We start from the raw sequence: 24,777 nt of genomic DNA on the forward strand, positions 1-24,777 counted from the left end.
TCGGCATTACTATATTAAACCCAGCGAGTTGTAACTACTTTCTTACGCGTATAGAACTCAACGCCATCTTTTCCATTCGCATGTAGATCACCATAAAAGGAATCTTTCCAGCCAGAGAATGGGAAGAACGCCATTGGGGCAGGCACACCAATATTCACACCAATCATACCTGCATCAATTGTTTCGCGGAATTGACGTACATTTCCACCATCTTTTGTGAAAATACATGCACCATTTGCAAAACGTGATTTGTTTGTAAGCTCTACAGCATCATCTAGGTTTTTCACTCTACTAATAGATAGGACAGGAGCGAATATTTCATCTTCCCAAATTTTCATTTCACTCGTAACATTATCAAAGATAGTTGGTCCCACGAAGTAGCCTTCTTGGTGAACACATTCATCTTTACGACCGTCACGAATTAGTTTTGCTCCTCCTTTTTCACCTTCTTCAATATATTGTAATGTTCGTTCTTTATGTTGATCGCGAATAACTGGGCCTAAAAATGCACCCTCATCCAAGCCATTACCAATTTTTATTTCATTGGCTTTTTGAACAAGCTTTTCAACAAGTTCATCGGCAATTGAATCCTCTACAGCTACAACAGAACATGCCATGCATCGTTCACCGGCTGAACCAAATGCTGCACCAATAATTTGAGTCGCAGCATTTTCTAAATTAGCATCTTTCAATACAGTGGAATGATTTTTTGCGCCTGCAAGTGCCTGCACACGTTTTAGATTTTCTGTACCTCGTTTATAAACGTATTCAGCGACTGGCTGAGAACCGACAAATGAAATAGCAGCCACTTTTTTGTGATCTAATAGTCCATTTACAACGTCATGTGCGCCGTGGACAATATTGAATACACCTTTAGGCAATCCTGCTTCATCCAGTAATTCAGCTAAACGATTTGCAAGTACCGGCGTACGCTCAGACGGTTTCAATACAAATGTATTACCTGTAACGAGCGCCATTGGGAACATCCAAGTTGGAACCATCATTGGGAAGTTAAATGGCGTAATTCCACCAATAACACCAATCGGATAGCGATAGACACCAGACTCAAGATCTGTTGCAATCGAAGGCAATTGATTACCCATCATTAACGACGGCGCGCCTGCTGCGTACTCCACACATTCTATTCCACGCAATACTTCTCCATGTGCCTCTTTTAAACTTTTACCATTTTCGATTGTCAGCAATTCTGCTAGTTCATCCCAGTGTTCAACCAGCAATTGTTGATATTTAAATAGAATACGAGCACGTTTTGGAACCGCAACTTCTTTCCAGGTTTGAAACGCTTCATCAGCTACTTCCACTGCATGATCCAAGTCTTCATTTGATGATATAGGTACATGTGCGATTACTTCTCCTGTGGCAGGATTATATACGCTTTCTGTTTTCTCTGATTTTGCCTCAATCCATTTTCCACCTACATAGTTCTTTAATGACTTTACAATTGTTTGAGTCATAATAATAACCTCCTGGATTTTTTGTTATGTTTAAGCTACCATTTCTACATCTTAAGATTGGTTTTGCTTAAAGACCTTTTTTACTACAGTAATAATGAACTCCAAATCTTCGTCCGTACTGGAAAGTGGCGGACAAATTGTTACAATATTGTTATATCCTGCTACTGTATCTCCATTTTTTCCAACGATTAATCCATTGGCCTTACATTCGCTGATGATTTTGCCGACTCGCTGAGCAACTGCAGGCTCCTTTGTGTTCTTATCCTCTACCAGTTCAATTCCCATGACAAATCCCAAGCTGCGAATATCACCTACGTTTGGGTGGCTTTTTAATTCTTCCAACTCTTTTTGAAGTCGTTCTCCTAGAATTGCAGCTCTCGACACTAGGTTTTCTTTTTCAATAATTTCGATATTTTTCAAGGCAACTGCGCAGGCTGCAGGGTTACCTCCAAATGTATTAATATGACGAAAGTGACTGTTTTCCTCACTATTTTTAAAAGTTTCATAGATGTCTTTACGAACAGCCGTGACTGACAATGGTAGATAGGCACTTGTAAGTCCCTTAGCCATCGTAATAATATCCGGCTTTATATCATAGTGCATATGACCAAACATCTTACCTGTTCGTCCAAAGCCACAAATAACCTCATCAATAATTAATAAAACACCATGTCGTTCGCAGATCTCTTGTACCTTTTTCACATAGACCGGATGCGGAATTAACACCCCTCCACCGGTAATAAGTGGTTCCATGATAATCCCTGCAATCGTCTCTTTTTGTTCCCATATAATTTTTTCCTCAAATTCCTCGGCTCTTTGTAAATTATATTCTTCTACAGATTGGCCTGCAGGTCGACGGTAAGTATCAGGGGGTGCAACATGCAGAAAGCCATTAGAAAGTGGTTCGTATTTGTATTTTCGTAATGCTTGACCAGTTGCCGACAATGCCCCCATCGAACTTCCGTGATATGCTCGGTAACGTGAAATAAACTTATATCTCGAGGATTCTCCATTTTGATGATGGTATTGGCGAGCAATTTTAAATGCCACTTCATTTGCATCCGAACCACTGTTGGAATAGAAAATCATATAATCGTCATCCAACATTTCATTTATCTTTTCAGCGAGTTCTATTGCCGGGACATGACTCTGAACCATAGGCGCATAAGCCATCTGTTTCATTTGTTCATATGCTGCCAGCGCCAACTCTTCTCTTCCATAACCAACGTTTACACACCAAAGTCCAGACATGCCATCAAGAAGTCTATTTCCATTATGGTCAGTTATCCAGGATCCTTTCGCTTCTGTCACAACCATCGCAGGATTGTTCTTATTATACGGTGAAACATGATGCCACACATTTTGACGGTCTTTCTCAACAAGTAACTTCTTTTCCTCTACCGTTTTCATTGTAGCTTCTCCCTTCTCAGGACAAAATTTGACTTTACTCATTGTCCATTAACAAGATTGTAAGCGTTTACTTTTTAGGACTTACATGTATCACTTTCCTTCTGACTTTGTATTACCTAAAGTTGACACTAATTAAGCTATACTTCATAATTCATTTTACAAACAATTTTAAACATTGTCATTTTACATAATGTTAAATTATTCGGGATTTGACTTAACGAATTGGAGGGATGCCACTTGATAAGTGAATTTCAATTAACCATTAATAATGTACTTACAAGAGATACTTTTCGAAATGCTAAAGTTATAGCTGGAAGTAATGGATTGGATAAACGGGTAAAATGGACACACATCTTGGAAACGAACAAATTCGAATCTCTAATAAATGGAGGCGAGTTAATTTTAACCACTGGTGCAGGTCTACAACTCGATTCACAAACCAAACTAACCAATGTTAAGAAATTAATAAAAAGAAAAGCGGTAGGTATTTGTATTGAAATTGGTACCCATGTCGATAAAATCTCATCCGAAATAATAGAATTAGCGGATAAACATGATTTCCCAATCATTATATTTGAAGAAGTTGTCAAATTTGTTGATATTACGCAAGACCTCCATTCATTAATTATTAACCAACATCATCTGGAACTGAATCAATTAAACTTATTATCAAGAAAGTTCAACGAGCTCTCTCTTTCACCAAATGGCATTTTAAAAATCCTTCAAGAACTAAACGGTAACTTTAAAAAAAGCACTTTATTTATTACAGTTGATACGAAATCTTACTATTACCCTCCCGAAGTAAAAGACATGGACGAAATAATACGTTCCTACTTTAAAGGTTTCAAAGAAAAAAATATGCAGCAAAGTTTTTTCTCTATAAATGAAGAAAAATTTGCTTTATTTCCAGTAAAGGGGCTAGGACAGGTTTGGGGTTATTTATGCTTACAAGTTGAAGATAGCTTATTGAATGAGTTTTTCTTTACTGTAATGGATTGTGCTGCATTAGCGATCGCACAAATTATGTTGAGAAACAGAACAATAGAAGAAAGAAAGCAAAGTCTGGAAGATGAACTTGTTCGGAATTTATTACAAGGTAAGAATTTTGACCAAAACGAGCTTCAGACAGTGCTCCCATCCCTGACAATCAATTTATATTATCGGGTTATTCTCATTCAAACAAATTACCCTGAAATAAATTTAGTCGAAATGGACTGGGAAGAAATTAAATTACAAAGATCTATGATGATCAAATCCCTTTTTAAACAACATGGTTTTTTCCCCGCTGTGTCGGTTAGAAAAAATGAAATTGCAATTATTTCATCCTTTACGGCTGAGGAGCACCTAATAAAAGATACGACAAAACAGATCATCCAAACCATATGTGATATAAAGGAAACGAACATCTTGGATGGCAGTAAATGCACGTTTGGTGTAAGTAAAGTCTACAAAGATATTACGCTTCTACCGAGAAGTTTTGAAGAGGCTAGAGACGTTTTTATTTTACAAGAGTCAAAAAAGGTACAAACATATTTTTATGAGAATATCGGTGTTTACCGACTTCTTCTACTATTACAGGAAAGTGGAAACCTTGAATCTTATATAGATGACTATTTGGGAACTCTATTAAAATACGACCAGGAAATGAAAAGTGAACTGTTTACAACACTTGAGATATACTTAGATTGCAGGGGTTCGAAAAAGATAGCCGCCGAACGATTGTTTATTGTTCGACAGACACTCTACCACCGGCTGGAAAAAATTAAACAACTAATCGGGCAAGGATTTATGGAGCCTATGAATCGTTTGGCACTTGAAACTGCTATTAAGGCATATTATTTAGTAAATGATACTCTGAAACCAGTTTAGTACATACATTATGTAAAACAAGCCTTCATCATATTTAACATTGTGTTTAGTGTTCTTAAACAAGAATTACTTTATAGTTGAAATATATTCTGCTAATTCCAAAAACTCAAAATACAAAGGAAAAGGAGGACGTTTGAATTAGAAAAAGAAATTGATGGATTGGTGAAATAAATTAGTAAATCGGGCATTTCCTGCTGAGCACATTTAAAGCTACAATCATGTCATTCTGTAAAATCATATACGAACAATCGTGACCCCTGTTTTTAGTTAATACAACTCATCTGTTGCAAGAACGACATTTCAGGATAGATATATTTGCTGAATTTATTGTTAGCAGAATAATAAAGGTGGATTATCTTAACAGGAGGGTTTATAAATGAAAAGGAATACGGGGAATTACCTAAAGTCACCTGATTTACTTCCAATTACCCATAAAGAAAAGTCAATAAGTACGGCCGGCTTTTTCTTCATGTGGATTGGAATGAGTGTTCTGTTGGCAACATTCGCGATTGGTGCAGCAGGAGTTCAGAGCATTCCTCTAGGTTGGGTCGTTACGGCAACCTTCATAGGTTCGCTTGCTATCGGAATATTTATAACGTTAATTGGTGATATCGGAATTGAACACGGAATATCATTTCCAGTGTACATGAGAGCACCATTTGGCATTATCGGAACCCATTTCCCTTCCATTATCCGGGCTGTCTCAGCATCATTTTGGTTTGGGGTCAATACTTACTTTGGCGCAACTGCAATTAGTGTAATTTTAACTATCCTCTATGGTTTTGATAACTGGTTTATTTGTTTTCTTGTGTTTGCCCTTTTTCAACTAATAAACACTGCACTCGGGATAAAATGGGTAGAGCGTTTTGCGGAAATTTCGGTACCATTCATTGTAATTGTTTCCATCTGGATGTACAGTACGTTATCATCGCAGGCATTAGAACAGGGTAAAAATGTATGGACATGGGTTGAAAGCCCCGTTTCAGGAGTTGCGACGATAACAGCATTTGTGGTTGTTGTGTTCGCTAATATGGGATTCTGGGCTACTTTAGGTGCAGACATTCCAACAATTTCAAGACATATTAAAGCACCAAAGTTTGAGAGAAATTGGTTTAAGCGAAATAAAGGTACTCTAATCGGAAGTGTGATAGCACTCCCATTGACGGGATGTTTCATGATTATGGTTGGTGCTGCTTCATTTACCGCCGCTTCTACAAATAATCCCGTAATAGCACTGCAGGATAGTACAACTGGTTGGATGCTATGGGTGTTATTGATCATGGTCATTCTCACGCAATGGTCCACAAATATTTCTGCCAACCTTGTTCCAGCTTCGGCTATTTATTCAAATGCAGGGGGACCTAAAGTTTCCTATGGTGTCGCTGTTTTTATAGCAGGAATCGTGGGGATTGTCATTCAGCCATGGAATGTTATGGACGTAATATTAACAGCTTTATTAATCATCGGGGCAATTTTATCATCTATAACAGGAGTTTTGTTTGTAGATTATTATGTATTGCGCAAACGAAGAGTAAATGTCCATGATTTATACAAAAACGATGGTCAGTACTATTATTGGAAAGGCATTAATGTTGCTGGATTTTTATCCTGGATTATAGGCGGAGGAGTAGCGTGTCTATTTTTGGATTTCTCCTTCATTATTGGATTTGTTGTGGGAGCAGCAGCTTATTATGTATTAGCTAAGTATTGGTGGTTCAAGAAATATAATCAGAATGAAATAGAAGATCCAGACGATGAAAAGTACTTGGGCATTACAGTTGGACGAGATTGGGTAATAGATACTGATGTTGAATTAGACAAAAAAGATGATGCAGCCGGCTAATAAATGCTTTCGTATAATTGCCTTACGTAAAATTGTATGCGCTTTCATTAGTGTGTCTACAAGTAATAATGAAGATTAACAAACCTAAATAGGCTACACGCAACTTTGAACAGTTGCGTGTAGCCTATTTATTCGTAGCATATATATATCCAACTTACCTGCTTATTGAGCTTTTTGCTGTGCCCGAATACGGGTTGAGAAATAAATTCTCGTATCGGGATTTAATAGTTGGAGTTCTTCTTTTTCAAGCGTATTTTCCTCAGTAATCCGGGTAAACTCAACAAATGCGCCACTCAGTGTTTCATTAACCGCAGTAATTTGATACCCTTTGTTATACAAATTATCGATTTTCTCCTTCTCTGCCAAAAATTCAGTGTGGTGTGACATCGGCCTTTCCACTTTTGAATTCCCCCTTTTTATCTCAAGAGTTTTTTCTAAAATATTGTTGTCTTTGCCACAAAAGATATAAACTGCGCCATAGCATACCGCTTCGGAAATACACTACGCTTTCCGCGGGCTCGCGCTGAGCCTCCTCGCGAGCAAAAACCGCTCACTGCGGGGTCTCAACGTCTTCGCTGTTTCCGCAGGAGTCTTCGTGTATTTCCTCCGCTAACATGGTATCTGGAAGCAGTACTATATAGCCCCTTCCACTATTATGGCAGTTGATTGGAGCGGAGGACCGTTGACTCCTGCGGGAACAGCACGAGTCTGAAGACCCCACAGCGGTGGTCTTCCGCGAGGAGGCTGAAGCCGTGCCCGCGGAAAGCAACGGTCCGCAGCGGAAATCAACCAGCAGTTATATATATAAACTGCGTGGATTGAATAGCAACAATCCTTACGAAAGGAGCAGAGCCTTATTTAATAACAACAAACTTTAGAAAAGCTTAACTCAAAGATTCTTCGGTTACCTTTTTGTTGGTATTAAACCGTTTACGTTTTAGATAGTTGCCTTCACCTGGATTTCCAACAAATTGTTTGTCGCGGATAACAAATTCCCCTCGTGATAGCACAGAAATTGGTTCACCAGTGACCTTCATTCCTTCAAATGGGTTGTAATCAACATTCATATGGTGAGTATCAACAGATAATGTCCGTTCCCGATTTGGGTCAAAAATTACAATATCAGCATCACTTCCGACGGCAATCGTCCCTTTTTGTGGGAACACTCCAAAGAGCTTCGCTGGCTGCGTCGAGACCATATCAACAAACTGATTAATTGAAATGCGCCCTTTTTTAACTCCTTCAGAGAAAAACAGACTAAAACGATCTTCAATAATCGGACACCCGTTAGGGATTTTCGTGAAATCGCCTTTCCCTAAGTCTTTCTGGCCTTCAAAGTTAAAAGAGCATTGGTCAGAACCTAATGTTTGCAGTTGACCGTTTTTTAACGCGTTCCATAGAACATCTTGATTCCATTTCTCACGTAATGGCGGTGAACACACATACTTAGCTCCCTCAAAGTTAGGCTCTTCTAAATTTGATTGGTCTAATACTAGATACTGCGGGCATGTCTCTCCCCATACGTTATAACCTTTTCGACGGGCTTCTGTGATTTTTTCTAGTGCAGCAGCAGAAGTCACATGCACAACGTACAATTGAGAGTCTGCAAGGCCCGTTAGCTCTACCGCCCTTCCTGTTGCTTCACCTTCTAATTCTGGTGGCCTTGTTAATGCGTGATGGATTGGATCTGTGTTGCCTTTTTCTAATGCCTCTGCTACGAGGTGATCAATGACATCGCCATTTTCGGCATGAACCATGACCAGCGCACCATGTTCTTTTGCAGTTAGAAGTGTACGAAACAGTACGCTGTCATCAACTTGAAAGACATTTTTATATGCCATAAATACTTTAAAAGATGTAATTCCTTCTTCTTCAATAATGGTAGGGAGTTCACTTAGTACAGCATCATTTACTTCTCCAATCATTAAATGGAAACTATAATCAATGACTGCCTTATCTTTTGATTTTTCATGCCAATGACTAACGGCGTTTCTTAACGGCTCTCCTTTATTCGTTAAGCAAAAATCGATAACCGTTGTCGTGCCTCCATAAGCCGCAGCAATCGTTCCCGTTTCAAAGTCATCAGCAGTTACCGTTCCACCAAATGGCATATCCAAATGGGTGTGTGGGTCAACGCCCCCTGGAAAAAGGTATGCCCCTTTTGCATCAATCACTTCATCAATATCCTCGGTAAGATAGGCGCCAATTGAAGTCACCTTGCCATCTTCAATAAGTACATTAGCCTCGTATTCATCAGTTGCAGTTACAATTGTTCCATTTTTTATTAACTTTTTCATTCTTTCTCATCTCCCTTCAATTATTTGACCAAACTAATTCCACTTGCTGGTTGGTTGATCGCAGCCTCACGCTCTTTCCATGTCATTGGCTCTTCGCTTAGCATCTCAACCATGTCAATTGCGCCGTCTACTGGACAAACAATTGAACATAAATTACAGCCTACACAGTCATCTTCGCGAACTTCCAGGTACTCAGTGCCATCTTTAGCTTTTAACATATCGATACATTGATGTGCCGTGTCTTCACAAGCAATATGACATTTATTACAGTTAATACACGTGTCCGTATTAATACGGGCTACAGTTTTATAATTAAGATCAAGATCACCCCAGTCAGAATATCTCGGAACTGACTTACCAACTAGGTCTTCAACAGATGCGATACTCTTGTCGTCCAGGTAATTATTTAAGCCATCAACCATATCTTCTACTATACTGAAGCCGTGGTGCATAGCTGCTGTACAAACTTGCAAACCACCTGCACCCATTAACAAGAATTCCACCGCATCTCTCCAGTCTGAAATCCCTCCAATTCCGGATATAGGTACATCAATCGTTGAGTTACGAGCACATTCAGCAACCATGTTAAGGGCAATTGGCTTTACAGCAGGCCCACAATAACCACCGTGCGCACCTTTCCCAGCTACATGTGGGATGGTGTTCCATGTATCAATATCGACGCCTGCAAGACTATTGATTGTGTTAATCATACTGATCGCATCCGCTCCGCCTTGAACTGCTGCATATGCAGTTGCGGTAATATCCGTAATGTTCGGTGTTAATTTAACAATGACAGGTTTACTAGCTGCTTCCTTTGCCCACATCGTCTGTTTCTCGACGAGCTCAGGTACTTGTCCTGAAGCTGCTCCCATGCCACGCTCCGCCATTCCGTGTGGGCAGCCGAAGTTTAACTCAAATCCATCTACCCCCACCGCTTCTACCCTTTTTACAATCTCGTGCCATTTTTCTTGTTCCGGTTCTACCATTAATGAGGCAATGATTGGGTTGTTAGGAAACCTTTTTTTAGTTTCGTAAATCTCCTCTAAGTTTACTTCAAGTGGACGGTCAGTAATTAATTCGGTGTTATTGAAGCCCGCAACGCGCTGACCATTGAAATGCGTACCCGCAAAGCGGGAGGATATATTTAATATCGGTTCTCCAAGTGTTTTCCAAACCGCTCCTCCCCATCCCGCTTCAAATGCTCTTTGCACCTGATATCCTGAATTTGTTGGTGGTGCAGAAGCCAACCAAAACGGATTTGGTGATTTTATCCCAGCAAAATTAATACTTAGATCTGCCACAAAAATACCCCCAGTAAATTGTTTGTAATTCGTTAAGCATTTACAGTTTCATTTTCACCAATCAATTCTTTATATATAGAATAAGCGGTTAGCTTCCCTTGTTCTGCCGCTTCAACGACCATCGCTTCCCCTTGACCGTTACCGAAAATCACATCACCTGCTGAGAATATTTTTGGATTTGAGGTTTGATGTGTATCAGAATCGATATTCACAATACCTCGGTCATGACTGAGATCAAATTCTTCAATTAAATCCACAAAGCGTGATTGTCCGATAGCCTTAATAACCGCATCCACCTCGATCGTAAACTCTGAATCTTTGATTGGGGATGGGCGTCGGCGACCTGATACATCCGCTTCGCCAAGTTCCATGCGGATACACTCTAGTCCGTTAACGTTCCCTTCATTATCTGTCAAAATCTTCGTCGGTTGGGTTAACCATCTAAATTCAACATTCTCTTGCTTAGCAAACTCATATTCGAATTCATATGCTGTCATTTCAGCTTGCGTTCGACGGTACAGCATTTTTACATCGCTTGCTCCTAAACGAACAGAACAAGTTGCGGCATCAATCGCAGTGTTTCCTGCACCAATGATGGCAACTTTCTTCCCAATAAAATCCTCACGTATCGGTGGTGTCTTTGTCGTTTCAACAAAGTTAATTGCGTCGAGTACGCCGTTTGCATCCTCACCTTCTATACCAAGCATCGGCACTTTTGACAATCCGACAGCAAGTACAATTGCATCGTAAGCGCTTTCAATTTCGCTTACAGAAATGTCCCTGCCAATCATTGTATTCGTACGGATCTCTACACCCAGATTTTCAACTTGCTCCACTTCCCATAAAGACACTTCCTGTGGCAAACGGAACGAAACAATACCGAATGTATCAAGTCCACCGGCTTTTTCTTTCGCTTCAAAAATAGTTACTTTAAACCCAAGACGGGCAAGTTCCCGGGCTGCAGACAATCCAGCAGGTCCACCACCTACAATTGCGACAGATTTTCCGTTATTTTCACCAGCTTTGAACAGTTGTTCATTATTCTTTATCGCCCAGTTTGTTGCATGCCGCTGTAAATTCCCAATCATTATTGGTAGAGAGGCATCGTTCAACACACAGGCACCCTCACACAAGTCTTCTGTAGGACATACTCGTGCGCAACTTGCTCCCACTGGATTAGCTTCCATAATGACTTTAGCTGATCCTTTCATATTTCCAGATGCAATCTTTTTAATAAAGGATGGAATATTAATGTCAGTTGGACAGGCTGTAATACAAGGTGCATCGTAACAATACAGACATCGATTTGATTCATCCATTGCTTCCTTAGGCGATAAATCAGGTTCGATCTCATTGAAATTAAGTGATAAGTCCTTCAGTGAAGTCGTTTTATCCCTAAATCGGTTCATATGCATAATGACGTCCTCCTCATTTTTACATGTGGCCAAGAATAGATCATTTTATATTCTGTTTAAAAATCAATAGCTGTGCTTCCCGCTTGTTGACATTGTCAATGCAGTTTCCAGTAAAACATTAACCCCTTTTTCACAATCTTCCCACTCAGTCAACTCATCTTCGGCATGACTTTTCCCATTAATACTTGGGACGAAAATCATTGCAGAAGGGATATAACCCGCTAAAAACTGTGCATCATGACCTGCTCCACTAACCATTTTTTTATAGGAATAACCTAAGGACTTAGTTGATTCCTCTAGTAAATCAACCACTTCTTTATTGAACCAGACAGTATCCCTTCCCCATAATTTTGTAACTTTAACATCACAACCCTCTTTCGAAGAAGATTGCGTAAGTTCTTGGATAATGTTCTCAACTTGGCTAATAGTTTCAGGGTCCTGGTGCCTTGCTTCCAGTGAAAGGACAACTTTATTCGGGATTACCGTGTGTACATTCGGGTAAACATTCAATCTTCCCATTGTATACACTAATTTATTATCAAGAGCACTCAATTTCTTGCGGGCTTCTGTAATTAAATTATTTGTCCCGAAGAGAGCATCTTTTCTCATGTCCATAGGAGTTGTTCCTGCATGATCGGATTCACCAGTTACTTCTATTTCATAACAAACCATTCCAAGTACACATTCAACAACTCCAATAGAAATAGCTTCCCTTTCAAGAATTGGACCTTGTTCAATATGTAATTCTAAAAATGCTGTAGCTTCTTCAAGACGGTTCTCGTAGTCACCAGCGTACCCAATGGACCGCAGTGCTTCCCTAAAAGTGACTCCGTCTGCATCCACTTTTTCCATCATAGTCGACTTATCAAATTTTCCTGAAAGAACTCCTGATGACATCATTGATGGCTCAAATCTTGCTCCTTCTTCATTGGTAATGTTTGCAACTGTGATTGGAATTTGTGGTTTAATCCCGTTCTCCACTAACGTTCGAATTACTTCTAATCCGGCTAGTACACCTAGTACTCCATCGAATCTGCCGCCTTTCTTTACGGAGTCTAAATGTGATCCTATAACGATAGGTGGTTTATCCTCGACACCTTCAAGAGTTGCATAAGTATTCCCCATGTCATCAATCTTTACAGATAGGCCTAACTCTTCACAACAAGAACAAAAAAAGTTCCGCACCAAGCCATCTTCTTCAGATAACGCTAGACGAGTTACTCCATTGTTTTCGGTCCGTCCAAAATCGGCAAAACGTTCCATCGTATTTTTAAGTCTTTCACCATTAATTAACAAACCTTCTTTTCTCATTTAACAACCTCCCCTTTTATTTTCAAAATCAAATTTTCGGTATATTCCAATACCTATTCATTTAATTATTACACAATCTACCATGTTATTCTATAAATTTTCGTGTTTCTTCTAAAAATTCTGTTACTTTCAGTTAAAATTTTTATCCCTCAATTTGTTAAAAAAGAATAAAAAAATCCCATCACAATAATAGCTCCCTATATTGCATATAGAAAATTCAAAATTGAGAATTATATATTTTTAACTCTACAATAGAGAAAAAATGATCACAATGTACAATATGTATAGGAATCTATTACTTTATTTAACATTTAGTCCAAGGCCAATGTTACCTTACACTAATTCATAACCAGTTCCCGCTTCTTTTATGGTATGATAAAGGTAACAATAAGGAGGGTAATCATGCCAAATCCAGCAATCATTGTAAGAGATAAGCAGCAATCCCACCAATTAGAATTAAGACGCATGTCTATCTATAAACAAAGTAAAATTGTTGAGGCAACAGACGAACATGATCAAACCTACTATATCTTTTTTTATAAAGAACAGTATTTAAACTATATAACACCTAAGAAAACCCCCACACGTTCCCATGTGATGGATTCGTTTAATAAAGGTGTCACACTGCACCCTGCCCACCCATTGGTTGAAACCGTGGTCTCCCCCTATCCACATTTTAAGAAACAGGATTTCAATGTTCTTTTTAAAAAACTTCAGCAGCAGCACACACTTCAAGAAACTGCTTTAATAGCCAGCTACTTTGAATCCTTTATTAAAAAAGATAAATTAGCTAATTTCATCAAAACTCTATTCTATAAGGAACGTCGGGACGGGAAATTATTATCCTGCTATCGCATTCTGCATATTCTTAAAGACCTTGCACCAAACCATAGTTTAGTTACTGCCTTTTCAGGCGACATGGAATTTACCAAATACGATGACCTTTACAAACAAGGGGATGAGACAATACTAGGAAGAGACCCCATTTATGTAGAGAAAAAATTATATTCTACTAAACACAACGATAAACCTTTTCAAAAGCTGTTTACCTTATATCAAGAGCAGGACCGTTGGATAGATATTATCGCAATCTACATAACCCGAGTAGTTCATACACAAAAAGCGGATGATTATCATGCACTCAAATCCCTGATAGATGAACATGGTAATGGCGAAAACATGCTACATTTCCTAGAAGATTTATACAAACGCGGCCTTACTATTGAACCGCTGTATATAGATTTAATGAACGCCTATATCGAGCATGAAAAACTGGAAGATGTTTTAACATTAATAAATAAATATGAGCTTTCATTAGAACCATCCCACTCTCAAGAATTAATCAGGATTGTAAAAAAGAAAGGGATCACGCCCGGCTCTGTCCCTCCAGAAGGGTTACAAAAACTGATCCTTACCTTATCTAAATCAAAAGATGATCAAGCAACTGATATTCTGCATCAGGCTGTTTCCTCATTATTAAACGAGCATACCCTTTCTTACATACAGGATTGGGCACAACCACTCAGAGATATTCCGATTACAAAAGAGGTATTACAAAAGATTGACGAAATGAACCTTATCGCCGATGATCCAAATCAACAACGAAGTCTTGGCGAACTCTACCATTACTTCCATCATCCCAAATTAGCTATTGAATGTATGAGCTGGGACATGGAACTCCGTGAAAATGACCCGAAGCCCGTCCAATGGCTAGCAAAGCTTTATCACGAAGTAGGAATGGAAGCGGAACATAAAGCCTACCAGCAACTTTATATTGACATGGTGAAGCGGTCTTAGAAAAGGCTGTTTCTAAAAGTAGGTTTATTTCCAAAGACATGTGCTATTGCTGCCGTCCAGGATCGCTCTGGGCGGCAGCAATAGCACTCCGGGTACAAGTGAGACATCTACTCAAACTTACGTTTTCGTAGTGTCTTCTTTGCCCGTATACACGTAGACTTCTACGGGAGGAAAGGCAAGGCCACTGAAAAAGTGGTGGATTTTAAAAATTTAACTTTACACCTTAACTTAGCATTTCGAATATACGGAGACTCCTGCGGGAAGCAAGAGATCGGCGAGACGCCGGAGGACGGCAGTCCGAGGAGGCTTGACACTCGCCCTAAGGTGCGCGAAGTATATTCGAATATGCGATGGTTGATCCACATATTTAGTACTATATTTAACTTTTTCAGTAGCCTCGAGGAAAGGCATCGGTGAGATGCGTTAGCACAAGGAGGCTCACCAGCCGCCCTAAGGTGCGCGAAGTGTATACGGGGCTGCGGCTGCCTAGTAACTTGTTTCCATTATCAGTACTATAGATCTAACGTAGATAGAAATTATGTCGAAAAGCGCAAAAAAAAAAAATTAATATTAATGAAATCATAGCCTGTCTATTCACTTCTATAATCGCATTTGCCATGGATTGAGTGGCATCTAATTCAAAAATTTGTGCCACCTAATTCTAATGGTATTCGATAATAGTTGTAAGCTTACTAAATTCCAACTTTTCACCATTCATATCTTTTTTATTTTTTGACAAACTACTAACGGAGGGAAATACCTCATTGTTTAATAAAATTTGAAAGGAGAATAATGAATGGATGAAAAGAAGAAATCAACAGACACAAAGAAAAAGGAAATTGAAAGAAAAAATATTCCAGAGGTGGAGCATACAACATCCCATCCTCAGGATGAAGAAATTAATCTTCAAAATGTAAACTTTGCACCAGGAGAGAATTCGTATTTATCAGGCCAGGATCATCAAAATGAATAAGAAGCAAAATAAAGAAAAAGATCAATCAACCAACAAAAGAGATCATGAATTTTCAGAAGAGTTATCAGATGGCGGAATAAGAGATGAAGTTATTAAAAAGTTTTGGCCTAACAGCAAGAAATAATAGCTAGAGACTCAGATTAAAACATGCGAATACTATCCTTATTTAGAACATTAATCAATGCCTTACCGATTTTTATCAGGTAAGGCTTTTTTTATAGCATCTTTTGTAAAATATCTTTACTCAAATACATTTTTAACTTCCCATATACTAATATCAAAAATTTTCCGATTAGCAATAACAACCGAAGTTTTTCCGATTTTTAAAGTCCCATTTATACGGATTAAAGAGTATGAGAGCATCTCTGGACTGATAAGAAGTATATATCTCCAAATGACAGCGCTTACCATTACTATCTCGCTTATATGCACCCGACTTACCTAAAAACCCTTGAAGTATAAATATGAAATGTTATTCTAACTACGGCAAACAAAACCGAGTTACCCAAATAAAAAAACATATAAATTTATATTATTACATCAAGAATTAAGATTAGAAGGAGTGTTGACTTGACTCAGGATATTGAGGCAAAACGCATCGTAATTAAAATTGGGAGTAGTTCCCTTACAAGCATAAATGGAGAGGTAAGCCGGAGAAAACTCGAGAAACTTGTTGATGAAGTTGTTCGGTTAAAAGAAGACGGTCATGAAATACTACTCGTTTCCTCTGGGGCTGTGGCAGCAGGATACCGCAAACTAGGTTGTCTCACCCGTCCAGAATCATTACCTGAAAAACAAGCATCTGCTTCTATTGGTCAGGGACTACTTGTTGAAACCTACTCTGACATCTTCATGTCACATGGATATGTGGCTTCACAAATATTAATCACCCGTGATGATTTTTCAGACGAGAATCGATATAACAACGCAAGGAAAACCATCAATGTGTTATTAGAAAGAGGAATTGTACCAATTGTAAATGAAAATGACACGATTTCGATGGACTTTTTGAAATTTGGCGATAACGATACACTATCCGCCAAAGTTGCAGGGCTAGTTGATGCCGATCAATTAATTATTCTCTCTGATATAGACGGTTTGTATGATGCAGACCCACGTAAAGATCCAAATGCTAAGTTGCTTCACGAAGTAAATGCGATCACGCCAGCTATTGAAGCTGCTGCTGGTGATCCTGGTAGCGCAAACGGCACAGGCGGAATGAAATCAAAAATAGACGCTGTTAAAATCGCAATGGCATCAGGAATATCTTCCTTTTTAGGAAAAACGGCAACCAAGAATATTTTGTATGATGCGGCCTATCACGATGCAAAAGGGACGTATTTTGAACCGAAAGAAGACATCCAAAATTTAAATCGAAAAAAACAATGGATCGCGTTCAACTCGGGACCTGAAGGTAAAGTAACGGTGAACGATACTGCAAGAGAAGCAATAATCAATCAAAGTAGTATAGCTCCAACAGATATACACACGGTAAGCGGTCGCTTTGATAAAGGAGCCGTTGTAAAAATTTATGATGTTCAAGGTGAAGTAATTGGCCTTGGTGTTGTGAACTACTCTTCAGAATCCTTGAGTAAATTAATTAACCAACCTGAAATTGAAAAGAATAACAATGAAAAAGCTGCGATTGAAAGTAAACACCTTGTGTGTCATTTAGATGCAAAAGTACCTGTAAGTGAATTAATAACTAATTAATTGGAGGGATTGGATGACAGTAACGACAAATGTGAACGTAGAAGAACAAGCAAAACTTGCCAAGAAAGCTGCTAAAACTTTATCTATATTAACAACGGAAGAAAAAAACGAAGCACTACACACGCTTGCTGACACATTAGATAATGAATATGAAACAATTTTACAAGCTAATGAAGAGGACTTAAAAAACGGACGCCAAAAAGGATTTGACGCAGCGTTTATCGATCGTTTGACACTTACCAAGGAACGTATTGAAGATTTTGCTGAAGGTCTACGACAAGTGGCTAAACTAGACGATCCTACCGGTATTGTTAATTCTGATTGGACGCTTGATAATGGAATAAACGTTCAAAAAGTTACCGTACCACTTGGTGTTATTGGCATGATTTACGAAGCACGTCCTAACGTAACGGTCGACGCTACTGGTCTAGCACTAAAATCAGGTAACGCAATTGTCCTTAAAGGTGGCTCTTCTGCAATTAATTCTAATAAGACAATTGTAGAAGTCATGCACCGCGGTTTAGAACAAACCAAAATTCCTAGCAATGCTGTTCAGTTTATTGCGAGCACTGACCGCGAAGCAACACAACAATTATTTACCATGAAAGAACATATTGATGTACTCATTCCTCGTGGAGGTGGGTCGTTGATACAAGCAGTTGTGAATAATGCTACAGTTCCAGTATTAGAAACAGGTGTTGGAAATTGTCACCTTTATATTGATGCAGAGGCAGATGTACAGAAAGCATTAGCTATTCTAGTTAACGCCAAAACAGACCGCCCTGCTGTATGTAATGCGTTAGAAACTACTATCATCCATAAAGACTGGCTTGAAGCAAATAAAGATGAACTGATTAAAGCACTACAAGATAATGAAATCAATGTCCATGGTGACAGCACCATTGTGCAACATGTACCTGGTGCAGTTCCTGCCAATGAGAGCGACTGGGCAAATGAATTTTTAAGCAAAGACATCGCTATCAAAACAGTCGATAACGTGACTGAAGCCATTCAGCATATTGAAGATTATGGCACAAAACACTCAGAATCGATTGTCACCGAGAATGCGAAGACTGCTGAAACATTTATGAAACTAGTTGATGCTGCTGCATTATACCATAACGCATCGACTCGTTTTACGGATGGATCTGCTCTAGGTTTTGGTGCAGAGATTGGAATTTCAACACAGAAATTGCACGCACGTGGACCAATGGGACTACCAGCCCTAACAACGGTGAAGTATTTAATGCATGGGACCGGACAGATTAGATAGAAGGTAAAATTGAAAGTAGCTTGGAGACTGTGATAGTTCTCCAAGCTTTTTTAGTAGGATGGACGACGGTGGGTATATTCTTTTGCAATCGGGCTAATCTTTTCGTCTCAACCTGCAATTCTTTTACGGCTTTAACTTAAATTTATCATTTTTTAGTTTAAAAACTTCCTTTTCCAGGTAATGGACCTTATCCAAAATAAAATCAAATTCATGTTTTGATACGATACTTTTATCCAATTTTTCATCCATATGTGTTAATTTGTCTAACAATTTTTCAAATGCATTGGTTGTTTGCAAAGTAAGTATATCCACTTTTTTATCTAGTCCATTAAAACGATCTTCCATACTAGCAAAGCGTTGATCTTGTGTTTCTTCCATACTATACAGACTTTTTTCATGCCTTTTTAGGTCATCTTTCACAGTCGTGAATTCTACCCTTATTTCTTTTTGAAACTCATTTTGTTGTTTCAAAATCACATCTAGAAGCCCACTATTTTCCATAGGGATTACTCCTTTGCTTGTATTCTAATTCTAATTAAAAGATAGACCATATCAGTAAAAAAGTCACACTAGGAAAATCTCTTATTGCAGGATAGAAAATGTATTTCATTAAGTTACTTCTGATGAAAATTAATTTTTAGTCGGATAAATTTAAGATTTAATCGCTAGATGCACGACAAAAGTTAATTTTACAAGTTTCTTACCAAGCACCTACCCATCTTCCTTCAACACAAAATACAGCAACGTGCAATGTTCAAACTTGCTCGTACATAGTCCAGTAAGATTATCGATTTTTTTCAATCGGTAAATTAACGTGTTTCTGTGGATAAACAATGCTTTTGCTGCTTTACTAATGTTCATATTATGGTTGCAATAGGTTATAAAATTATGTTTAAGATCTGTAAAAGCTTCATTATTTATCAGCGATTTTAACCGTTGTACTAATATCTTTTGCATTTTCGAATCTATTTGATGTGGGAGAATATCAATCAGTATATTCCAGTCATAATAAGAGTAAATTTTAGGAGTAATCGATGATTTGTTTCCATATCTGATCAGCCAATCCGCCTGCTCGTAGGATTGATTGAGACTATCAATGGAAGGAAAAAGGTTCCCGGAGGCAATGGTTACATCGTCAACTTTATATACGCTAAACATTTCCAACAGCTTTTCACATCTGTCCCAGAACCCCACCATAAAGTGTAAAAAGTCATCTTCACTTTCGATAGATTTTAGAAATACGATCCTCTCTGTATTTAAAAAAGCACATATATCTTGTTGATGCTTATCAAATGTTCGCACAACACAATCTAGTAAGGTTTTCTTCAAGCGGTCACGCGGAATAGTTCCATCATTAAATTGTACATTTTTTAATAGGTAATTACCGATATCAACTATAATGCAAATTCGTTTAACCTCTGAATTTATCGTAAGCAATTTACAATAGTGATTAATTTGATTGCGGTTTATAGATTTGTTTAACAATATATATTGCACAAACGATTCCAATGTCATTGTTTCTAAATTTTCGATTTGGACATGCAGTGTTTCCTGCCACATCATCTCTACATATTTTTTAACCAAGTATGCGTACGATTCAACCTCATCGGGGTCGCCAATTATACCAAGTACACCAACAGGTTTGTTGTCAAAATTCAATGGAACAGCAACCCCTGGTAATACATTGTCCATTCTGGATGCTTTATCTTCCGTAAACAGGATAACCTTATTCGCCTTCATAACTTCAATTGATGGCATATGGACGGTTCCAATTCGCGATGAATTTGTATCCCCAATTATATAACCTCGTTCATCGCTTACACTAATTGGAAAAGATAAAATTTCTGAAACCGCTTTCACTGTCTTTTGTGCAAATTGAACGAATCCATCCATCACGATATCCTCCCGTACTTTCCGTCACTTTTATATTATCACAATTTTTAAAATTATAGAAATCAATTATTTTTTGTGTAAAGTGACCATAGATTTTAACAGTGGTTGTACGTTATAACTAAATATAATCTAGGTGGTATCTAATTAGTGAGGTGGTATTTTTGCAAAAGTCAACAGACCTTATCATTATCGGCGGTAGTGTAATAGGATCAAGCGTTGCTTATAATTTACTAAAAGACGGCTACACTGGTGAAATTACCGTTTTTGAAAAAGATCATCTGTATGAATTTTCCTCGACCCCAAGGAGCGCTGGTGGAATCAGACAGTTATTTACCACAGCAATCAACATTCAAATTAGTCGTTATAGTCTACAACACTATAAAACGTTTCCTGAAGATATGGCAATTGATGGCGAAAAAGCCGAAATAGATTTTAAACAACGAGGATATTTATTCCTGGCTAAAAATGAAAACCTGGATCAATTACAAAAACAATGTACATTACAGCGTCAATACGGTGTTCCTTCCGATTTATTAACCCCCGAAGAATTACGAACCATCATACCAGAGTTAAATATAACTGATTTGCAAGGTGGATTATATTGCGCAGAAGATGGCTATCTTGATCCCTATTCCGTCATGCAAGGATATGTAAAAAAGGCAAAACAGCTTGGCGCTACCTATGTCTATGAGCCAGTGGAAACTATTTTAAAAAATGAGAGGGGCGTATCCGGTGTCGAGTTAGCTAATGGGGATACGTATCATGCACCAATTGTAATTAATTGTGCTGGTCCTTGGGCTCCTTTATTAAGCGAAAAAATAAACTGTCCAATTCCTGTTGTTCCTTTAAAAAGACAAATTATCCAGTTTGATATTGCGGAACCCTTGTCATATGACCTTCCATTAACCGTCGACCCTACTGGTGTCTATTTTCGTCATGAAGGAAAAAGCTTAATCTCTGGATTTTCCGAAGTGGTCAAACCAGGAATTGATTTTAAATGGTCCCGTGAATTTTTCATGGAACAATTATGGCCAGTCCTCGGGAACCGAATCGATAACTTTTTACACGCAAAAATTAAAAGTGGCTGGGCTGGGTTGTATAGCTATAATACCGAGGACCAAAATGCTATTATTGGTGAATACCCAGATCTCCCAGGATATTATTTGGCTAGCGGCTTTAGCGGACATGGCATGCAGCAAGCACCTGCAGTTGGTAAAGGACTATCTGAATTAATCCGTACAGGAAACTATCAAACTTTAGATCTGTCACCACTTCGATTCGAACGTTTTGCCGAAAAGGAATTGCTTATTGAAGGCGCAATTGTATAAGAACAAAAGCGCAAGCGCCCGGTTATTGCCGTATGGCCTGTGCCCACGCAACGTGGGTAGTTCGATGTTGCCACTCAAGTGGCGGTTTTAATCGAACATCCTTCTTCCTTGAGATAAAGGAAACACGAAGAGCGTAAGCGATTAAGGACGTTCGACTATGTCGAACTGTTATCGTAAGGAGGAGCCATGTTTATTGCGCCGAGTTTACGAGAAGCAGGAAGGACACTAGGCAATGGGCGCTGGAGCTGGACGTGGCTGACAGGTAGATCAGTTATCCACAATTACAATAGTTTCCAGGTAAATAATGAAAAATAACAAATAAGAAAGGATGATTAAATGCTCTATCTGAATAAAGATGACATTTTAAAAGCAGTATCCATGAAAGATGTGATTGATGCAATTGACGCTGCATATGAAGTCTATCATTCTCAACAATTTATAATGCCCACACGCATGCAAGTTTCGGATGAAGATAACACCCTGTTACTTATGCCTTGCATTACAAAAGATACAATTGGCACCAAACTGGTAACATCATTCCCAAACAATACGGACAAACCGGTTTTGCATGGTCTCGTCATTTTAAATAGTCAGGAAAACGGCGAGATAAAGGCTTTAATTGACGGATCATTTATAACTGGTTTTCGGACAGGCGCCATTGGAGGCTCGGCAATCCGCCACCTGGCTAAAGACGATGCTTCAAAACTTGCGATAATCGGAACCGGCGTCCAAGGCCTTTATCAAGCAGTCGCAGCATGCACAGAACGTTCGATTACAGATATTTACCTTTTTAATCGATCGCCTGAAAAAATCCCTTCCTTTATCGATTCACTTCAACAATGGATTGATGACACTATTAACATTCATGTGATGGATTCAGCTGAAGAAGCGATTACCCATGCAGAAATCATCATGACCGCAACCACTTCTAAAGAACCAGTACTTCCGGACAAACCTGAACTATTAGCAACGAAATTAATCATCGGCATTGGTTCCTTTCAACCAGACATGCGAGAGTTTCCAAAATCCTTGTATACATTAGCAAATCACATTTTAATCGACACAGAAGATGCAATAGAGGAATCTGGCGACATTGCCACACCACTTGAAAAAAATTGGATAAAGCGTGACTCCATCCAAAGCATGGCAAGTTTCATAGCATCCAAAAAACAGGTTGAAGAGGGTAAGACGGTTGTGTTCAAATCAACCGGAATGGCACTATTTGATGTTGTTGTCACTAACTTAATCTATCAACGGGCACTGGAAAAGGAGGTCGGCCAAAACCTAAGATAAAGTCTTTTCAAACAATCTGAAAGCGTTCACATTCCTAAGGGGGAATTACAATGACTATTATTCTAATTGAATTTGTCGTGTACTGTATCGCAATTCTATTGATTGGCTATTATTTCAGCAAAAATAGTAAAACACATTCAGACTTTCTATTAGGTGGAAAAAAGTTACCTGGATGGGCACTAGCATTTTCTGAGCGAGCTACAGGAGAATCAGCCTGGTTACTGCTAGGGTATACAGGTTTTGTTTTCATGACCGGATTAGCTGCGTTTTGGGTTGCGGCGGGGATTGGTTCAGGGATTATATTTGCCTGGTTGGTCTTAGCAAAAAAATTCATGCGTGAAACAGATAAATATAATGTCTTAACACTTCCGGACTACTTAGCAGTTCGCTTCGGGCAAAAAGCCAATGTTATTCGCTGGTTAACTAGTATTTTAATTGCCGGTTTTCTCATGTTCTACGTAGGTGCACAGATGGCCGGTGCCGGAAAAATGCTTTTCACAACGTTTGGCATGTCACCTACAACCGGTGTTATATTAGCTACAATCGTTATTATCGTAATTGCCTTTGCGGGTGGATTTATTTCAGTTGTTTGGACAGATATGATCCAAAGTGTAATGATGGTAATAACCTTAGTCGCGTTGCCAATTGCCGCCTTAATTTACATTAATACTAACGACCTGTCCATTAGTCAGTCACTTGCCGATGTGGGCGGTTCCTTCAATAGCTGGTTTGGCGGTCTAACCGGATTTGCGCTTGGTGTATTATTTTTCAACAACTTTTCCTGGTTCTTTGGCTTTCTGGGTGGACAACCACAACTCAGTGCTCGTTTCATGGCACTTAAAAATGATAAAGACGCTAATCAAGGTAGTATCGTCGCTATCATTTGGACATTTCTGGCATACGGAGGAGCATTTCTGATAGGGCTATGTGCGATTGCCATGTATAATCAAGGATCATTTGCAGATGTTGAAATAATTTTACCAACCATGATTCTGGATCTATTCCCATCCTGGATTGCAGGTATCCTTCTTGCAGGAGTCCTGGCTGCAATTATCACAACTGCTGACTCCCAACTTATGGTAATAACAAGTTCTGTCAGCGAAGATATCATTCATAAAGCAATGGGCATCGAATTAACCGAAAAACAATTAATCTGGATCTCTCGAATATCAGTTGTAATTTTTGGTTTGATTGGGATGATCATTGCACTGGTTTCAGATTCATTACTGTATCTAGTAGTCAGTTGGGCCTGGGCAGGTGTCGGTTGTACCCTATCTCCTGCTATCTTAATGACCTTTTTCTGGAAACGGTACTCAAGTGCAGGGGTTGTTGCTACTGTCCTTGCCGGACTACTTTCTACCATACTGTGGATTAGCACACCTCTTGAAGGTATCATCACATCTAAATTTACAACATTCTTCATCGCAGCATTTTTCGGTATCGTGTTTAGTCTACTAATGCCTGATAAAAATCAGAAGACGGGCGTAGATACGGTGGAAAAAGCGTTGTAGGGTGATTGGGTTGGATGGCTATATAATATCGAAACCCCGACAAAGTCTTAGTCGGGGTTTTTCATTACAGACTGG

At 38.8% G+C, this 24,777-nt stretch carries 19 protein-coding genes; 10 read left to right on the forward strand and 9 right to left on the reverse strand.

The features are described 5' to 3' along the window. Window positions 1-14 precede the first annotated feature (14 nt). Window positions 15-1,475, reverse strand: coding sequence for a CoA-acylating methylmalonate-semialdehyde dehydrogenase (locus tag LG329_RS06770; RefSeq protein WP_404455038.1), 1,461 nt, complete (start codon window positions 1,473-1,475; stop codon window positions 15-17). Window positions 1,476-1,526: 51 nt separating this feature from the next. Further along, on the reverse strand, window positions 1,527-2,885 hold the full coding sequence (locus LG329_RS06775) for an aspartate aminotransferase family protein (RefSeq protein WP_404455041.1): 1,359 nt from the start codon (window positions 2,883-2,885) through the stop codon (window positions 1,527-1,529). 237 nt (window positions 2,886-3,122) lie between these two features. Here LG329_RS06775 and LG329_RS06780 point away from each other — a divergent pair, with 237 nt between their 5' ends. Both LG329_RS06780 and LG329_RS06785 read left to right on the forward strand, forming a co-directional pair. After that, window positions 3,123-4,754: a PucR family transcriptional regulator gene (locus LG329_RS06780; protein ID WP_404455044.1), complete on the forward strand. Its 1,632-nt coding sequence runs from the start codon at window positions 3,123-3,125 to the stop codon at window positions 4,752-4,754. A gap of 376 nt (window positions 4,755-5,130) precedes the next feature. After that, window positions 5,131-6,597 (forward strand): NCS1 family transporter, encoded by a 1,467-nt coding sequence (locus LG329_RS06785; RefSeq protein WP_404455047.1) that lies wholly within the window; start codon window positions 5,131-5,133, stop codon window positions 6,595-6,597. Window positions 6,598-6,759: 162 nt separating this feature from the next. Here LG329_RS06785 and LG329_RS06790 read toward each other — a convergent pair whose 3' ends face one another. The 5 genes from LG329_RS06790 to LG329_RS06810 form a co-directional block, all read right to left on the reverse strand. Further along, a complete protein-coding gene (locus LG329_RS06790) occupies window positions 6,760-6,996 on the reverse strand; it encodes a hypothetical protein (RefSeq protein WP_404455050.1) in 237 nt (78 codons plus the stop codon). 485 nt (window positions 6,997-7,481) lie between these two features. Beyond that, window positions 7,482-8,894 carry a dihydropyrimidinase gene (gene hydA, locus LG329_RS06795; protein ID WP_404455053.1) on the reverse strand — a complete coding sequence of 471 codons (1,413 nt, stop codon included), beginning with the start codon at window positions 8,892-8,894 and terminating at the stop codon, window positions 7,482-7,484. Window positions 8,895-8,914: 20 nt separating this feature from the next. After that, complete coding sequence (gene preA, locus LG329_RS06800; RefSeq protein WP_404455056.1) at window positions 8,915-10,195, reverse strand: NAD-dependent dihydropyrimidine dehydrogenase subunit PreA; 1,281 nt, start codon at window positions 10,193-10,195, stop codon at window positions 8,915-8,917. Between the two features lie 32 nt (window positions 10,196-10,227). Further along, a complete protein-coding gene (locus tag LG329_RS06805; RefSeq protein WP_404456451.1) occupies window positions 10,228-11,604 on the reverse strand; it encodes an NAD(P)-dependent oxidoreductase in 1,377 nt (458 codons plus the stop codon). 69 nt (window positions 11,605-11,673) lie between these two features. After that, the gene (locus LG329_RS06810) at window positions 11,674-12,921 is read right to left on the reverse strand and encodes a Zn-dependent hydrolase (protein ID WP_404455059.1); all 1,248 of its coding nucleotides are present in this window, start codon (window positions 12,919-12,921) and stop codon (window positions 11,674-11,676) included. A 402-nt stretch (window positions 12,922-13,323) separates the two neighbouring features. Between LG329_RS06810 and LG329_RS06815 the strand changes: the two genes are divergently transcribed. The 5 genes from LG329_RS06815 to LG329_RS06835 all read left to right on the forward strand — a co-directional run bounded on the left by LG329_RS06815 (window position 13,324) and on the right by LG329_RS06835 (window position 18,677). Then, window positions 13,324-14,718: a hypothetical protein gene (locus LG329_RS06815; protein ID WP_404455062.1), complete on the forward strand. Its 1,395-nt coding sequence runs from the start codon at window positions 13,324-13,326 to the stop codon at window positions 14,716-14,718. A 796-nt stretch (window positions 14,719-15,514) separates the two neighbouring features. Then, window positions 15,515-15,691 (forward strand): hypothetical protein, encoded by a 177-nt coding sequence (locus tag LG329_RS06820; RefSeq protein WP_404455065.1) that lies wholly within the window; start codon window positions 15,515-15,517, stop codon window positions 15,689-15,691. Beyond that, window positions 15,684-15,815, forward strand: coding sequence for a hypothetical protein (locus LG329_RS06825; RefSeq protein ID WP_404455068.1), 132 nt, complete (start codon window positions 15,684-15,686; stop codon window positions 15,813-15,815). The genes LG329_RS06820 and LG329_RS06825 overlap by 8 nt, the downstream gene beginning before the upstream one ends. Window positions 15,816-16,261: 446 nt before the next feature. Continuing rightward, window positions 16,262-17,404, forward strand: coding sequence for a glutamate 5-kinase (gene proB / locus LG329_RS06830; protein ID WP_404455070.1), 1,143 nt, complete (start codon window positions 16,262-16,264; stop codon window positions 17,402-17,404). Between the two features lie 13 nt (window positions 17,405-17,417). After that, on the forward strand, window positions 17,418-18,677 hold the full coding sequence (locus LG329_RS06835) for a glutamate-5-semialdehyde dehydrogenase (RefSeq protein WP_404455074.1): 1,260 nt from the start codon (window positions 17,418-17,420) through the stop codon (window positions 18,675-18,677). A 123-nt stretch (window positions 18,678-18,800) separates the two neighbouring features. Here the strand turns inward: LG329_RS06835 and LG329_RS06840 are convergent, their stop codons facing one another. Continuing rightward, the gene (locus tag LG329_RS06840) at window positions 18,801-19,178 is read right to left on the reverse strand and encodes a hypothetical protein (RefSeq protein WP_404455076.1); all 378 of its coding nucleotides are present in this window, start codon (window positions 19,176-19,178) and stop codon (window positions 18,801-18,803) included. Between the two features lie 210 nt (window positions 19,179-19,388). Next, the gene (locus LG329_RS06845; RefSeq protein WP_404455078.1) at window positions 19,389-20,570 is read right to left on the reverse strand and encodes a CdaR family transcriptional regulator; all 1,182 of its coding nucleotides are present in this window, start codon (window positions 20,568-20,570) and stop codon (window positions 19,389-19,391) included. A 161-nt stretch (window positions 20,571-20,731) separates the two neighbouring features. Between LG329_RS06845 and LG329_RS06850 the strand changes: the two genes are divergently transcribed. From LG329_RS06850 to LG329_RS06860, 3 genes are all read left to right on the forward strand, one after another. Continuing rightward, the gene (locus LG329_RS06850; RefSeq protein WP_404455081.1) at window positions 20,732-21,898 is read left to right on the forward strand and encodes an NAD(P)/FAD-dependent oxidoreductase; all 1,167 of its coding nucleotides are present in this window, start codon (window positions 20,732-20,734) and stop codon (window positions 21,896-21,898) included. Between the two features lie 336 nt (window positions 21,899-22,234). Further along, on the forward strand, window positions 22,235-23,191 hold the full coding sequence (locus tag LG329_RS06855; RefSeq protein ID WP_404455084.1) for an ornithine cyclodeaminase family protein: 957 nt from the start codon (window positions 22,235-22,237) through the stop codon (window positions 23,189-23,191). Window positions 23,192-23,241: 50 nt separating this feature from the next. Next, window positions 23,242-24,702 carry a sodium/proline symporter gene (locus LG329_RS06860; RefSeq protein ID WP_404455087.1) on the forward strand — a complete coding sequence of 487 codons (1,461 nt, stop codon included), beginning with the start codon at window positions 23,242-23,244 and terminating at the stop codon, window positions 24,700-24,702. Window positions 24,703-24,777: the final 75 nt, after the last annotated feature.

Source organism: Virgibacillus necropolis (assembly GCF_044793635.1).
Lineage (GTDB): Bacteria > Bacillota > Bacilli > Bacillales > Amphibacillaceae > Virgibacillus_F > Virgibacillus_F necropolis_A.

What these genes read in the sequence shown, in the direction of transcription:
- LG329_RS06810 (WP_404455059.1), bottom strand. Translation starts at nt 12,921, where the DNA reads ATGAGAAAAGAAGGTTTGTTAATTAATGGTGAAAGACTTAAAAATACG.
- hydA (WP_404455053.1), bottom strand. Translation starts at nt 8,894, where the DNA reads ATGAAAAAGTTAATAAAAAATGGAACAATTGTAACTGCAACTGATGAA.
- LG329_RS06825 (WP_404455068.1), top strand. Translation starts at nt 15,684, where the DNA reads ATGAATAAGAAGCAAAATAAAGAAAAAGATCAATCAACCAACAAAAGA.
- LG329_RS06835 (WP_404455074.1), top strand. Translation starts at nt 17,418, where the DNA reads ATGACAGTAACGACAAATGTGAACGTAGAAGAACAAGCAAAACTTGCC.
- LG329_RS06805 (WP_404456451.1), bottom strand. Translation starts at nt 11,604, where the DNA reads ATGAACCGATTTAGGGATAAAACGACTTCACTGAAGGACTTATCACTT.
- LG329_RS06860 (WP_404455087.1), top strand. Translation starts at nt 23,242, where the DNA reads ATGACTATTATTCTAATTGAATTTGTCGTGTACTGTATCGCAATTCTA.
- LG329_RS06845 (WP_404455078.1), bottom strand. Translation starts at nt 20,570, where the DNA reads ATGGATGGATTCGTTCAATTTGCACAAAAGACAGTGAAAGCGGTTTCA.
- LG329_RS06855 (WP_404455084.1), top strand. Translation starts at nt 22,235, where the DNA reads ATGCTCTATCTGAATAAAGATGACATTTTAAAAGCAGTATCCATGAAA.
- LG329_RS06785 (WP_404455047.1), top strand. Translation starts at nt 5,131, where the DNA reads ATGAAAAGGAATACGGGGAATTACCTAAAGTCACCTGATTTACTTCCA.
- LG329_RS06815 (WP_404455062.1), top strand. Translation starts at nt 13,324, where the DNA reads ATGCCAAATCCAGCAATCATTGTAAGAGATAAGCAGCAATCCCACCAA.
- LG329_RS06840 (WP_404455076.1), bottom strand. Translation starts at nt 19,178, where the DNA reads ATGGAAAATAGTGGGCTTCTAGATGTGATTTTGAAACAACAAAATGAG.
- LG329_RS06770 (WP_404455038.1), bottom strand. Translation starts at nt 1,475, where the DNA reads ATGACTCAAACAATTGTAAAGTCATTAAAGAACTATGTAGGTGGAAAA.
- LG329_RS06775 (WP_404455041.1), bottom strand. Translation starts at nt 2,885, where the DNA reads ATGAAAACGGTAGAGGAAAAGAAGTTACTTGTTGAGAAAGACCGTCAA.
- LG329_RS06820 (WP_404455065.1), top strand. Translation starts at nt 15,515, where the DNA reads ATGGATGAAAAGAAGAAATCAACAGACACAAAGAAAAAGGAAATTGAA.